Below are 13,167 nucleotides of genomic sequence, written 5' to 3' on the forward strand. Positions count from 1 at the left end.
GACTTTGCTTTGAACGCAAGAGACGGGAAGCCGACTGGGTGCTAAAGGCATAAAAGGACGCCATGAACGATCTATCCATCATAGACCGGCTTGATCCGGAAGTGGCCTGGAAGGCCTTTCAACAGCGGGACCGCCGCTGCGACGGTTCCTTTGTGGGCGCAGTCAGATCGACCGGTATCTATTGCAAGCCAAGCTGCCCGGCCCGGCATCCCAAGAGGGAGAATATCGAGTTCTTCAGCAATGGCGCGGCGGCGAGGGCAGCTGGATACAGGGCATGCCTTCGCTGCCGTCCGGACGAGGTAGGGCGGGACCGGCGCGCGATAGAAAAGGCGCTTTCACTCATCGCCGCTGCTGAGGAAGTGCCGGTGCTTGAGATGCTGGCGGAACAGGTAGGCTATACCCCGCATCATTTTCATCGCCTCTTCAAACGAGAGACAGGCGTCACGCCGGCCTCCTACGCGCGAAGGTTAAGGGCGGAGCGCCTGGAAGCGGCGCTTTCCGGGGGCGGTCGCGTCACTGACGCCATTTACGATGCGGGCTATGGCGCGCCCAGTCGAGCCTATGCAGAGGCGACGCAGCGGCTGGGCATGACTCCTTCTGCCTGGAAGAAAGGCGGCGCGGGTGCGGTAATTCGTTGGATTGTGGCGCAAAGCAGCTTGGGGCCAATGTTGATAGCGGCAACCCAAAAGGGCCTGTGCCGGGTTAGTTTCGATGAGGATGAAGCAGAGTTGCGGCGAATGTTTCCCAAAGCTGACATTCGTCCTGCCGACGAGGATTTCGCTGAGCTTGCAAGGCGTGTGGTGGCGCTGGTGGATGAAGGCGGGCCTGCCGGGAATCTTCCGCTGGACGTGCAGGGGACGGCCTTTCAGCAAGCGGTTTGGCAGGCGCTGCGTTCCATTCCGGCTGGAGAGACGAGGAGCTATGCTGAAATCGCGGCGATGACCGGAAAGCCCGGAGCGGTTCGCGCCGCAGGTTCGGCTTGCGGCGGCAACCAGGTTGCCGTTGTCATACCCTGTCATCGGGTGGTTCGCAGCGATGGCGGGCTGGGTGGCTATGCTTATGGGGTGGAGCGGAAGGAGGCGTTGCTAAAACGGGAGAAGCGATCCTGACAATGTGGGATGACAGGCAGCGCTTGTCTTCTCCTAACCTATGGGCCGCGCCACGGTAGTGGCCTTGCTGCACGCATCGGTGGTCGAATGACCGTTGCTGAGGATGCTGGCGAGGAAGAAGCCCCCGACCACCAGGACAAGGAACGCCGCGCTCATCAAGGTTAGATATTTTTCCAGGAACGCCTTGATCGGTTTTCCATATTTCCAGAACAGGAAGCCCACGAGCAGGAACTGGGCGGCGCGGGAAACGGCGCTGGCCCAAATGAAGGTGAAAAGGCTAAGCCCGATAAAGCCCGCGGTAATGGTGATCAGCTTGAACGGGATCGGCGTCGCGCCTTTGATGAGGATGATCTCTGCGCCATATTCGCGAAGATAGCAGGCGGCCTTGGGAAAATCCTTGGCGAGCCCAAGAGCGCTGAGCATCGCTTGACCCACGGTATCGTATAGCAGGTAGCCGATGGCGTAGCCGAACAGCCCGCCCAATACAGAGGCAAGGGTGCAGATAACGCCAAAGCGCAGCGCCTTGTCCGGCTGAGCCAGGCACATCAGCCCCAATAGAGGATGGGGCGGGATGGGAAAAAAGCTGCTTTCGACGAAGCTAACTCCAAAAAGCCAGCGTTCAGCGTGCTTGTGGCCGGCCTTTTGCAGGGTCCAATCATAGAGGCGTCTCAGCATGGGTGCGGACTTAAAGACTAATCACGGACGGCACAAGTTGGGCGCATAATTTCTGGGCCGACCAGTTTGCAGCGCGTTCAGATTTTCTTTGTCAATTCCAGCGACAATGCGTTCGCGTCGGGTTTGTTTACACTTTCGCTGTAAGCCGCTCGTGCTTCGAAGGGGATGCTGGAACCGGCTGCGCATGATCAGATTGTTCAAACATTATATTCCACATGCGGTGCTGCTGCTTGGCGTGCTGGACTTCATTTTGCTGCTGGGCGCCGCGGAATTGGGGTGGATCTATCGGGCGCAGCAGATTGGCATGGAGGTCGAGCCGCTGGCGAGCCGTCATGTGCCACTGTTGAGCTTTGCCATAGCCCTGCAGGTCGCGATGCTGGCAGTAGGTGTCTATGGAACGGAGGCGCTGCAATCTCTTCGTTTCGCTACGGCGCGCCTGCTTGTGGCCATATCGCTGGGCGTCATATTGCTTTCAGTACCGGCCTTCGTTCAGCCGGGCGCGACCCTGTGGCGATCCAATTCGCTTTACGCAATGCTCTTTTCCTTCCTGATGCTGATTTCCTTGCGGATTGTGCTGGGGCAGATGATCGGCGGCGAGGTGTTCAAGCGTCGGCTGATTATTTTGGGCGCCGGTTCCAGAGCCGATCGGATTCGTCAGCTGGCAGAGCAACGGGGCAGCGGATTTTCCGTGGTCGGCTACATCGCGATGAATGACGGCAAAAAGGTCATTCCTGAGGCAATCGACCGCAGCGCCATCTACAATCTGGCCGATTTCGTCGTCCGGCTTGGGGCGAGAGAAGTGGTGTTGGCGCTGGAGGAGCGGCGAAACGCGCTGCCACTGGCAGACCTTTTGCGGATCAAGACCACAGGCGTTCATGTGAACGACCTTTCCAGTTTCCTCGAAAGGGAAACCGGCCGGGTCGACCTGGATAGCGTCAATCCGAGCTGGTTTATTTTCTCAGACGGCTTTTCGGCAGGCCGGCGGATTTCCAGCGTCGCCAAGCGGATGTTCGACATTGTAGCGAGTTTCCTGTTGTTGGCGCTCACCGCACCGGTCGTTTTGATCGGAGCGATCCTCGTTAAGCTGGAAAGCAAGGGCCCCGCCTTTATTCGGCAGAAGCGAGTGGGCCTCTATGGCGAGGAGTTTGAGATCATCAAGCTCCGCTCCATGCGCCAGGACGCCGAGATTGGTGGCAAGGCCATATGGGCGGCGGTGAACGACCCGCGCGTGACGCGCGTCGGCCAGATTTTGCGCAAGCTGCGGATCGACGAATTGCCGCAGGCCTGGAGCGTGCTGAAGGGCGAAATGAGCTTTGTCGGACCGCGTCCTGAGCGCCGGCAATTCGTCGAGGATCTGGAAAAGCTCATGCCTTATTATGCGGAGCGGCACATGGTGAAGCCCGGCATCACCGGCTGGGCACAGATCAACTATCCATATGGCGCGTCCACCGAAGATGCACGGCACAAGCTGGAATATGACCTTTATTATGCGAAGAACTACACGCCCTTTCTTGACCTCCTGATTCTGTTGCAGACGCTGCGCGTCGTGCTTTGGCCGGAGGGCGCGCGCTGATCATGACGCCCGTGCTGCTCTTCTTTGCCGAATGGGGCCATGCGGCGGCGGCGGCGCTGTTCGCCGCGCTTTCCATTTGGGTGTCGCGCCGAAGGGAGGTGACGCTGCAGCAGCACCTGATGGTGGCGGCCCTGATGCTGACTGCCTTCTGGGCGCTGTCGGCCTCCATTGCCGGCGCCATGGCCGTTCTGACCGGTTTGGCGGAAACATTGCGAAACATGAGCTGGCTGTTGTTCATGTTCATTGTTCTTCGCTTGGGCGAGGGCAGGAAAAGCGAGCATCCCGCCGCAGTCACAGCAATTTACATCGTTTTGGGCGGCATTCTGATCATGCAGTGGGGCATTGAGCTCCTTCCTGCTAATTTAGGAGGCGCTGCAACCAAGGAGGTGCTGAGCGGCATTTTCTATGTGTCGCAGGCGCTTCGCATGATGGCGGCCGTCGGCGCACTGGTGCTGGTACATAACCTCTATGTGATGTCCGCCCCGGAGGCCCGTTGGGGCATCCGCCTGCCCATGGCAGCCCTGACGGGGATGTGGATCTATGACCTAAACCTGTACACCTTTTCTTACCTGACGCAGGGCGATGCCGGAGAGCTATACGCGATGCGCGGGTTTGCAATGGCGGTGCTGGCTCCGGTCTTGGCCCTGGGCGTGCATCGCAATGCCAACTGGAAATTGCGGCTATCCCGAACCGTCACTTTTCAGTCGCTTTCGCTGGTCGCGATAGGGGCCTACCTGATTTCCATGGTCCTGATCGTGACCATGGCCCAACTGTTTGGCGGAGCCTATGCGCGGCTGATGCAGATCAGCTTCGTGTTCGGAATGTCGGTGGCTGCGCTGGTGCTGCTGCCATCAAGCCATTTCCGGGCATGGTTCAAGGTCAAGATCGCCAAGCACTTCTTCCAGCATCGTTATGATTATCGCAACGAATGGATGCGGTTTACCGATACTATCGGCCGACCAGGAAAAGGGGCGGCTCCTTTTTATGAAAGGGCGGTGAAGGCCATTGCCGACATCACCGAATCGCCTGCGGGACTGCTCTTGCTTCCCTACGAAAATGGCGGGTTCAGCGTACATGCGCGATGGAATTGGCGCGATGCGGATGTTCCCGCCGTGGCGATGAGCGCAGCGCAAGTGGCGGAGCTGGAGGAAAGTGGCTGGATCATCGAATTGGACGAGGAACGGAAGGGTTCGGGTGAAAACCGGGTCCAGCTGCCCGGCTGGATGGTAGCGCAGGGCCGCGCCTGGGCTCTGGTGCCCTTGATCCACTTTGAACGGCTGGCCGGCGCCGTGCTGCTGGCTAGGCCCGTGGTTGACCGTGAACTGGATTGGGAGGACCTGGACATGCTGCGCATAGTCGGGCGGCAGGTCGCGAGCTATATTTCCGAGGCGCAGGGGCAGGAGGCGCTTTCGGAGGCGCAACGGTTCGAAGAGTTCAACCGCCGCTTTGCTTTTATCATTCATGACATCAAGAATCTGGTGAGCCAACTGAGCCTTGTCGCCCGCAATGCGCAGCGGCATGCGGATAATCCGCAGTTCAGGGCCGATATGATCGCGACGTTGCAGGATTCCGTCGGCAAGATGAACGACATGCTGGCGCGCCTGTCTCAGCATAACCGCGCACGGTATGAAGAACCCAAGGGGGTAGCGCTCCGGCCGTTGGTGGAAATGGTTGTGACGGGGAAATGCAGACAGCATCCCGTGACGCTTTCAGGCGATCTCTGTGCGCAGGCCTACGCCGATCCCGCGCGGCTCGAGCAGATACTGGGCCACTTGATTCAGAACGCCATTGACGCCAGCGACCCGAACGAACCTGTCACCGTCCGGCTCAGCCAGCAGGGGGTGCATATGAGCGTCGAAATCATTGACAGGGGCTGCGGAATGAGCGCGGAATTCATCCGCAGCCAGCTGTTCAAGCCCTTTTCGTCCAGTAAGGAAGGCGGCTTTGGTATTGGGGCTTACGAGGCCCGGACGCTTGCCGCCGCGATGAACGGGCGGATCGAGGTCGAAAGCCGCGAAGGGGAGGGCAGCCGCTTCACGCTGATCCTGCCCGTGGCGATGCAAGATGCCGAAATGGAAATTGACCGTAAGGAAAGGATCGCCCGATGAGCGATAACCGCCCCAAGATATTACCCAAGCTGCTGATCGTCGAGGATGATTTGGGTTTGCAGCGGCAGTTGCGCTGGGCCTATGAGGATTATGAGGTGCTGGTGGCGGGAAGCCGTGCAGAGGCGATCGACCTGATACGCGCTGAGGAGCCGGATGTGGTGACGCTGGACCTTGGCCTTCCACCCGATCCCGACGGGACCAGCGAAGGCTTTGCGACGCTGGATGAGATATTGGCTCTGAAGCCCGATACGAAGGTGATCGTGGCGACAGGCCATGGAGCGCGGGAAAGTGCGCTTCGGGCCATTGCGAGCGGGGCTTATGATTTTTACCAGAAGCCGGTGGATATCGATGAGCTTGGCCTCATCGTATCGCGCGCCTTTCACGTGCATGCGCTGGAAAAGGAGAATGCACGGCTGGCGGAGACGGCATCGGAAGACAACCGTGTCCTCGGCCGGATGATCACGGCAGCTCCGGAAATGCTGAAGGTAGCGCGCACCATTGAGCGGGTGGCGAATGCCGATGTCTCTGTGATGCTGTTGGGCGCCAGCGGCACCGGCAAGGAATTACTGGCGCAGGGCGTGCATGATAGTTCCAGCCGCAGGAAGGGCGCGTTTATCGCAATCAACTGTGCGGCCATTCCCGAAACGCTGCTGGAATCCGAATTGTTCGGACATGAAAAGGGTGCGTTCACCGGGGCAGTCAAGACCACCGAGGGCAAGATCGAGCAGGCCAATGGCGGTACGCTGTTTCTGGACGAGGTGGGTGACATTCCGCTGCCGCTGCAGGTGAAGCTGCTGCGCTTCCTGCAGGAACGCGTGATCGAGCGTGTTGGCGGCAGGCGGCCCATAGCCGTGAATACGCGCGTGGTGTGCGCAACGCACCAAAACCTTGAAATGATGATCGCGAACGGCGGCTTCCGCGAGGATCTCTATTATCGCTTGGCAGAGATCGTCATTCGGATACCCACGCTGGCGGAACGGCCGGGGGACGCAGTGCTGCTCGCCAAGCATTTCCTGACGCGCTTTGCTCGCGAGATGAACCCGCAGGTCAAGGGCCTCGCTCCGGATGCGCTGGCGGCGATCGATGCTTGGGCCTGGCCGGGCAACGTCCGCGAACTGGAGAACCGGATGAAGCGTGCAGTCATCATGGCGGAGGGCAAGCTGGTGACTGCCGGCGACCTGGACCTTGATGGGCTAGGTGAAGACGAGCCGGAGATGATAAACCTGAAGACCGTGCGGGAGATGGCGGATCGCAAAGCCATCAGGCGTGCGATTGCGCGGACGCAGGGCAACATCTCAGGCGCGGCCAAGATGCTGGGGATCAGCCGGCCGACGCTTTACGACTTGCTGAAGCAGTATGAGATGCAGGCGTCATGAAGAGCCGTATAGCTGCAGCCCTTGTGGCCGTGGGTTCCGGCTTTCGCAGGTGATAACCCATGACTGCCCGTAAAAAATATCTGTTGCTTGGCGGCGCATTTATGCTTGCTCTCGGCGTGCCTACCGCCGCTTTGATGGCGGGAGCGAAGGAGGACGCGCGCGCCTTTTACGAACGTGGAGCGGCGGCGCTGCGCCGGGGTGACGCAAGGACGGCGCGGATCGAATTGTTGAACGCGGTAAAGGCCGATCCGCAATGGGGCAGCGCCCGGATCATGCAGGCGCAGGCGATGCTGGCCCTGGGCGATGGTTTGACCGCCGAAGCAGAGATCGAGCGGGCGCGGGCGTTGGGGGTGGCGATGCCTTTGACCCGGCATTTGATGGCGCAGGCCATGTTGCTGCAGGGAAGGGCGGAGGACGCTTTGCGTGAGGCGACGGCCGGCGATGTCGAACCCCGTTATCAAGCGGAGGCGGAGCGCATGCAGGGCCGGTCCTATCAAGCGCTTGGCCAGAACGACGCCGCGGCAGAGGCTTTTGGAAGAATGCTGAAACTGTCGGCCGACGATAGCCGCGGATGGGTGGACATTGCCCGCTACCGCTTTGCGCTGGGCGATAGAGGTGGAGCGGTCGTGGCGGCTGACCGAGCGGCCCGCGTCAACCCGCGCAATGTCGATGCGGTCCTATTACGGGGCATGCTGGTGCGCGACCAATATGGTCTGCGCGCGGCCATTCCCTGGTTCAGAAAGGCGTTGGCGGTCGACCCCAACAATGTGCCGGCGCTGTTGGAATATGCGGCGACCGTGGCAGAGCTTGGTCGCGCCAAATGGATGCTGGGCCTGACCAGAAAAGCGCTTTCGCTGGCGCCGGGCAACCCGCGCCCCTATTTCATGCAGGCCACAATGGCGGCGCGTGCCGGCAATTACGATCTCGCACGCAAGCTTTTACAGCGGACGAACGGCGCGCTTGATGATGTGCCGGCCGTAATGCTGTTGTCCGGCATCCTGCAATTTGAGAATGGCAATTATACCTTGGCGGCGGAGCGGTTCGACCGGCTGCAGGCGCGCCAGCCGTTCAACATGACCGCGCGGCAGTTGCTCGGCGCGGCTCAGTATCGCGCGGGAGCCTATGCGGGGGCGGCGCAGGCTTTGCAGCCGCTGATAGAACGGGGCGACGCGGACAGCTATAGCCTGACGCTTGCCGCCAGGGTGCAGGAGAAGCTGGGGAACGACCCACTGGCCGCGGAGCTTCTGGACAGGGCTTCCCTGCCAGTGCGGGGCGACGCCGCCGTTTTTCAAGGCGCAGGCAGTGCAATACTGAGGGCTGGACCTGCCTTGGCGGAGCCCGGTTCAGCACCGGCGGTCATTCCTTATATCCGCGCTCTGCTGGAGGGTGGCAATGTAGCACAGGCGGTCGTCAGCGCACAAAAGCTGCAGCAAGCCAATGGCAATGCGCCAGCCGCTCATGTGCTCTGCGGCGATGCGCTGTTCGCCGCCGGTCGAAATGCCGAAGCCATCGACGCTTACAAAAAAGCGGCCAATCTCCTTTTCGACGAGCCGACCGCTTTGCGGCTGGTGTCCGCCTATCGCCGTGCGGGCGCCGCGCAAAAGGCCATAGGGGTGCTTAATCTTTATCTCAGCCAGAATCCTCTTAGCGTCGACGCCAACAGGATCGCTGCCTCGGCGCATCTGGACGCAGGGAATTGGAACGAGGCCGCGACATTGCTGGAGGCTTTGCGGGAGCGCATCGGCAATGGGGATTCGCTGCTGTTGTCGGATCTCGCCTGGGCGCGGCTTGGCCAGGGGCAAAAGGTGCTGGCATTGTCCTTGGCGCGGCGGGCCTACGCCCTGCAGCCATCGAGCCCTGTCACCAGCGACGTTTATGGCTGGATGCGTTACAAGACGGAAGGACCCAGCCGCGCCAGCATCGACTTGCTGGAAAAGGCGGTTGCAATCTCTCCTCAGCACCCTTTGCTCAATCTGCATTTGGGCGAGGTCTATGCCAGGGCAGGCATGAAGGGCCGCGCGAGAAAAGCGTTGGAGTTAGCCGCCGCGACGGCGGGCTTCGATCAAGGCGGGCGGGCGAGGGCGCTGCTGAAGAAGCTTTAGGCCGGGGCAGGAACAGAGAGGTTGCTGAGGGGGCTCCACATAACTCCGCACGGCTTTTCTAGGACGTCCTCTCGACAATTGTGCGGTTTTCCCGGCTTGCCATATTAATCGCTGGTTTCCGAAAAATCAGCGAGGTTTTCCGTGGCTTTTGGCGAACAGACCAAGGATAGGGTCGGAGCACTTCTCGCCAAGGGGCTGGCAGGACCGCTTCGGTTTTTCGCCAACTCGCCGCCCAGAGCCTCTCGCACGGGCGATCAATTGCGGAAGAATGGCATCGCGATCTATGAGCGGCATTATTATAATCCCTTCATTACCGACCAGGACCTGCTTCACCCGCTCGAAAATGATCGCAAGATACCGGGCATAAAACTGGATGCGGGGCAGCAGTTGGAATTTCTGCGTTCCCTGCGCGGGCTTGACGAATTGGAAGCTTTTTTCGCGCCCGCTGCTGATGAGCGATCCTATTGTTTCGAAAATCAAGGCGATTATGGTCACGGCGATGCCGATATTCTCTACGGCATGATCAGGACCTTCAAGCCCAGGCGCTTGATCGAGATCGGGGCTGGGCAGTCAACCAAATTGGCCCAGGCCGCTATCGCCTGCAATGTGGCGGAGGATGGGGACTATCAATGCGCGCATATTTGCATTGAACCTTATGAACAGCCCTGGCTTGAGCGGCTGGACGTCACGGTAATTCGCGAGCGCGTCGAGCGTTGTCCTGCCGAATTGTTTGCAGGGCTTGATGAGAATGACATTCTTTTCATCGATTCAAGTCACGTCATCCGGCCTCAAGGTGATGTGCTGTTCGAATTTCTGCAGATATTGCCGACCCTGAAGTCCGGGGTCCTTGTACATATCCATGACATTTTTACGCCTGCGGACTATCCGGAAGAGTGGATATTCGACCGCAAGGTGCTCTGGAACGAACAATATCTGCTTGAGGCCTTTCTTTCCATGAATGCCGGCTATGGGATTCTGGTCGCGAGCAACTGGCTCGCCAAACGGTATAATGCGTGCTTGCGGGCAATTCTGCCAGGGATGTTGCAAAAGCCCTCTGCCAGGCCCGGCAGTTTCTGGATCAGGCGAGTATAGCGGCGATAGCGGCAATAGCGGCTGAATTAAACTCGCAAACAAAAAAGCCGGAGTTTGATCTCCGGCCTTTTATTCTGATCTGTCAATGAACGAAAAGGCTCAGGCCTTGCAATCCTGAGTGCCTTTGCCAGGAATAGTCGCAGTGATCGCCGTTCCACTGCCGACAACTTCGAAACCATCCGACTTATATGGCTGGCCGGGAGAATCCGCTTTCAACGCGGTCGGCGTGCCTGCCTTGTCGGTGCGCAGATTGGCGGACTTGTCGTCGGCAAGGAAGTCAACATAGATGATGCTGTTGTCCTTGCAGCGATAGCTGCGGCTGTCCTTGACTGCTGGCGGAAGTGCCACAGGAGCAGCCTGAGCCGCCTGCTCAGCAATTTGGTCAGGCGCCTTGTTGTCGACGACTTCGGGTTGAGACTGGCCGCAGGCCGTCAGGGTCATGAGGGCCGCAGCGGCGGTAAGGGGTAAAATATAAACGTTCATAGCGCGCGTTCTTTGCTATTAGGAAGCGCGCCGTCAATCCCCTTTACGGCCTAATCGCAGGAAAAAATGGTGAGTCGCCCCTCGACGCTCCCACTGGTTGCAACAAAGTTGCGCCCGCTGGATCGTTTGTGCTTACTCACCCTAAAAGAGGGGCGTAACCGAGCCGCCATGTTCGCACCCACTTGACCCCGGCCAGCGGCACCGCCATTGCAAGAGCATGTCGGAAGAAACGGACTTTTCATCCCTGTCGTTCGAAGATGCCCTGAAGCGGCTGGAGGCGATCGTGCAGCAGCTGGAAAGCGGCGATGTGCCGTTGGATCAGTCGATCACCCTTTATGCCGAGGGCGACAAGTTGCGGGCGCAATGCCTAAAACGGCTTGCCGATGCCCAGGCCCGGATCGACAAGATCACCCTGGGAAATGACGGCGGCGTTACGGGCATAGAGCCCTTCGAGGCGGATTAAGCCGTTGAACGGGGGCGTCAGCCTTGGTCTCGCCATCGAGCGTATCACCCGCGATATCGATGGGCAGTTCGATCATCTGCTGGCCGTTCCCCAGGATTCCCGCCGCCGCCTTTACGAAGCAATGCGCCATGCGGCCATCGGCGGAGGCAAACGGCTGCGGCCTTTGCTGGTCCAGGCGACATGCGACCTGTTCAATATCGATGGCAACGCTGCGCTGCGGGTCGGTGTCGCTATCGAATGCATTCACGTCTATTCACTGATCCACGATGACCTTCCCAGCATGGATAATGACGATGTGCGACGTGGCAAGCCCACGGTGCACAAAGCATTTGACGAGGCCACCGCCCTACTGGCCGGAGATTCACTTCACACATTTGCTTTTGAGGTTTTGGGAAGTGAGGAGACGCATCACGACCCCTTCGTTCGCGCGGCCCTGATGTTGGAACTGGCGCGTGCTGCCGGAGCCGCTGGCATGGCGGGCGGGCAAATGATGGACATCGAGGCGGAAAGCGAGAGTTTCGACCTCGCCACCGTGACCCGATTGCAGCAATTGAAAACCGGTGCGCTCATTTCCTTTTGCCTGGAGGCTGGCGCGATCATGGCAAAGGTGCCGCCCGAGGCCCGTACGGGCCTGCGCGGCTACGCGCGCGACCTTGGCCTGGCTTTCCAGATCGCGGACGACCTGCTTGATGTAGAGGGCGATGAGGTGCTTGCAGGCAAGGCGCTCAATAAGGATGCGCGTGCGGGCAAGGAAACGTTCGTGTCGTTGCTGGGGGTGGAACGCGCGCGGGAGCAGGCGCAATTGCTGGTCCAGCAGGCCAAGGACCATCTGCATATCTATGGTTCGCAAGCCGACCTGCTGCGCGCCATTGCCGATTATGTTGTCGAAAGGGACCGCTGAAATGACCAAAGCCAAGATGCGGGTGGGTGTTTATCCGGGCACGTTCGATCCCATAACATTGGGACATATGGACATCATCCGGCGCGGAGCCAAGCTGGTTGACCGACTGGTCATCGGCGTAACGGACAATCCCTCTAAATCGCCCATGTTCGGCGTGGGGGAGCGAATGGAGATGGTGCGGCGGGAATGTGCGGCGATAGACGCGGAAATCCATGTCGTCGCATTCAATTCGCTGCTGATGAATTTTGCCGAACGTGAAGGGGCGAGCGTCATTATCCGGGGACTGCGCGCGGTTGCAGACTTCGAATATGAATATCAAATGGCGGGCATGAATCAGCAGTTGAACAGCCGGATCGAAACAGTTTTCCTGATGGCTGACGTTTCGCTGCAGCCGATTGCATCGCGGCTCGTAAAGGAAATCGCGATTTTCGACGGCGATATATCCAAGTTTGTGACTGCGGCCGTACGCGACCAAGTGGTCGAACGGATCGCGGAGAGGGCGTTAAAAGCGTCATGATCCGTTCATTTACAATTTGCTAGGCGTCGCTTCGTTTCGCCGCACCAGATTATTTTCCGGAGAAAATCTTCACATGCCGTCCAAAGCCTTTCTTTTCTGCCTGCCGGTTCTGTTCGCGGCTTCCGCTGCGATGGCGCAGGAAGCCGACGTAAAGACGGTCCCTCTGCAGAGCCCTCCGGCCTCGGTTCCGGTGGATCCGGAAAATGTGCTGGATCTGGATCTTTCAACCGGCGGCCGCGTGCGCATCCAATTGCGGCCCGATCTTGCACCCAATCATGTCGAACGCGTGAAGACGCTGGCGCGGCAAGGCTTTTACAATGGCGTGATCTTTCACCGTGTGATCGATGGTTTCATGGCCCAGACGGGCGATCCTACGGGCACAGGGCAGGGCGGATCGCCACTGCCGGACCTGAAGGCTGAGTTCAATGCCTATCCGCATCTGCGCGGAACGGTGGCAATGGCGCGGGCGTCTTCACCTGACAGCGCCAACAGCCAGTTCTTCATCATGCTCATGCCGCGCTTTTCGCTCGACCGGAAATATACGGCGTTCGGACGAGTGATCGGTGGAATGGAGTTTGTCGACGCCATTGCCAAGGGCGAGCCGCCGGCAAACCCGACGCGAGTGGTTCAGGCTTCGGTTGAAGCGGATGGCAAAACGCCGCCCGCTGTCCTGCCTGCTCAACCGGCGGAGAAGCCGGGGGCCAAGATCACCGCGGATGATCTGAACGCTCCGATCAAGAACTGAGCGTTATTTTCTCTTGGTGAGAG

The 13,167-nt window shown here is 59.5% G+C and carries 12 protein-coding genes; 10 read left to right on the forward strand and 2 right to left on the reverse strand.

Going from position 1 to position 13,167, the window contains the following annotated elements; translation table 11 throughout:
* The first annotated feature begins 62 nt into the window (after positions 1–62).
* Positions 63–1,109: a bifunctional DNA-binding transcriptional regulator/O6-methylguanine-DNA methyltransferase Ada gene (gene ada / locus HNQ99_RS00185; RefSeq protein WP_184473637.1), complete on the forward strand. Its 1,047-nt coding sequence runs from the start codon at positions 63–65 to the stop codon at positions 1,107–1,109.
* Positions 1,110–1,142: 33 nt separating this feature from the next.
* On the opposite strand, the gene HNQ99_RS00190 is transcribed toward ada, so the two are convergent.
* On the reverse strand, positions 1,143–1,784 hold the full coding sequence (locus HNQ99_RS00190; protein WP_184473638.1) for a YqaA family protein: 642 nt from the start codon (positions 1,782–1,784) through the stop codon (positions 1,143–1,145).
* Positions 1,785–1,968: 184 nt separating this feature from the next.
* Between HNQ99_RS00190 and HNQ99_RS00195 the strand changes: the two genes are divergently transcribed.
* The 5 genes from HNQ99_RS00195 (at position 1,969) to HNQ99_RS16830 (ending at position 10,035) form a co-directional block, all read left to right on the forward strand.
* Positions 1,969–3,357, forward strand: a complete 1,389-nt coding sequence (locus tag HNQ99_RS00195; RefSeq protein ID WP_184473639.1) for a TIGR03013 family XrtA/PEP-CTERM system glycosyltransferase — start codon at positions 1,969–1,971, stop codon at positions 3,355–3,357.
* A 2-nt stretch (positions 3,358–3,359) separates the two neighbouring features.
* On the forward strand, positions 3,360–5,465 hold the full coding sequence (gene prsK / locus HNQ99_RS00200; RefSeq protein ID WP_184473640.1) for an XrtA/PEP-CTERM system histidine kinase PrsK: 2,106 nt from the start codon (positions 3,360–3,362) through the stop codon (positions 5,463–5,465).
* Positions 5,462–6,841 carry a PEP-CTERM-box response regulator transcription factor gene (gene prsR / locus HNQ99_RS00205; protein ID WP_184473641.1) on the forward strand — a complete coding sequence of 460 codons (1,380 nt, stop codon included), beginning with the start codon at positions 5,462–5,464 and terminating at the stop codon, positions 6,839–6,841. The genes prsK and prsR overlap by 4 nt, the downstream gene beginning before the upstream one ends.
* A gap of 59 nt (positions 6,842–6,900) precedes the next feature.
* A complete protein-coding gene (locus HNQ99_RS00210) occupies positions 6,901–8,943 on the forward strand; it encodes a tetratricopeptide repeat protein (protein ID WP_184473642.1) in 2,043 nt (680 codons plus the stop codon).
* Between the two features lie 141 nt (positions 8,944–9,084).
* The gene (locus tag HNQ99_RS16830; protein ID WP_184473643.1) at positions 9,085–10,035 is read left to right on the forward strand and encodes a class I SAM-dependent methyltransferase; all 951 of its coding nucleotides are present in this window, start codon (positions 9,085–9,087) and stop codon (positions 10,033–10,035) included.
* Between the two features lie 99 nt (positions 10,036–10,134).
* On the opposite strand, the gene HNQ99_RS00220 is transcribed toward HNQ99_RS16830, so the two are convergent.
* Positions 10,135–10,518: a hypothetical protein gene (locus HNQ99_RS00220; RefSeq protein ID WP_184473644.1), complete on the reverse strand. Its 384-nt coding sequence runs from the start codon at positions 10,516–10,518 to the stop codon at positions 10,135–10,137.
* A gap of 217 nt (positions 10,519–10,735) precedes the next feature.
* Here HNQ99_RS00220 and HNQ99_RS00225 point away from each other — a divergent pair, with 217 nt between their 5' ends.
* The 4 genes from HNQ99_RS00225 to HNQ99_RS00240 all read left to right on the forward strand — a co-directional run bounded on the left by HNQ99_RS00225 (position 10,736) and on the right by HNQ99_RS00240 (position 13,144).
* Complete coding sequence (locus HNQ99_RS00225; RefSeq protein ID WP_184473645.1) at positions 10,736–10,981, forward strand: exodeoxyribonuclease VII small subunit; 246 nt, start codon at positions 10,736–10,738, stop codon at positions 10,979–10,981.
* 4 nt (positions 10,982–10,985) lie between these two features.
* Positions 10,986–11,882, forward strand: a complete 897-nt coding sequence (locus tag HNQ99_RS00230) for a polyprenyl synthetase family protein (RefSeq protein WP_246414290.1) — start codon at positions 10,986–10,988, stop codon at positions 11,880–11,882.
* Between the two features lies 1 nt (position 11,883).
* Positions 11,884–12,399, forward strand: a complete 516-nt coding sequence (coaD, locus tag HNQ99_RS00235) for a pantetheine-phosphate adenylyltransferase (RefSeq protein ID WP_246414299.1) — start codon at positions 11,884–11,886, stop codon at positions 12,397–12,399.
* Positions 12,400–12,529: 130 nt separating this feature from the next.
* A complete protein-coding gene (locus HNQ99_RS00240; RefSeq protein ID WP_246414338.1) occupies positions 12,530–13,144 on the forward strand; it encodes a peptidylprolyl isomerase in 615 nt (204 codons plus the stop codon).
* Positions 13,145–13,167 lie beyond the last annotated feature (23 nt).

The organism is Rhizorhapis suberifaciens (assembly GCF_014200045.1).
Lineage (GTDB): Bacteria > Pseudomonadota > Alphaproteobacteria > Sphingomonadales > Sphingomonadaceae > Rhizorhapis > Rhizorhapis suberifaciens.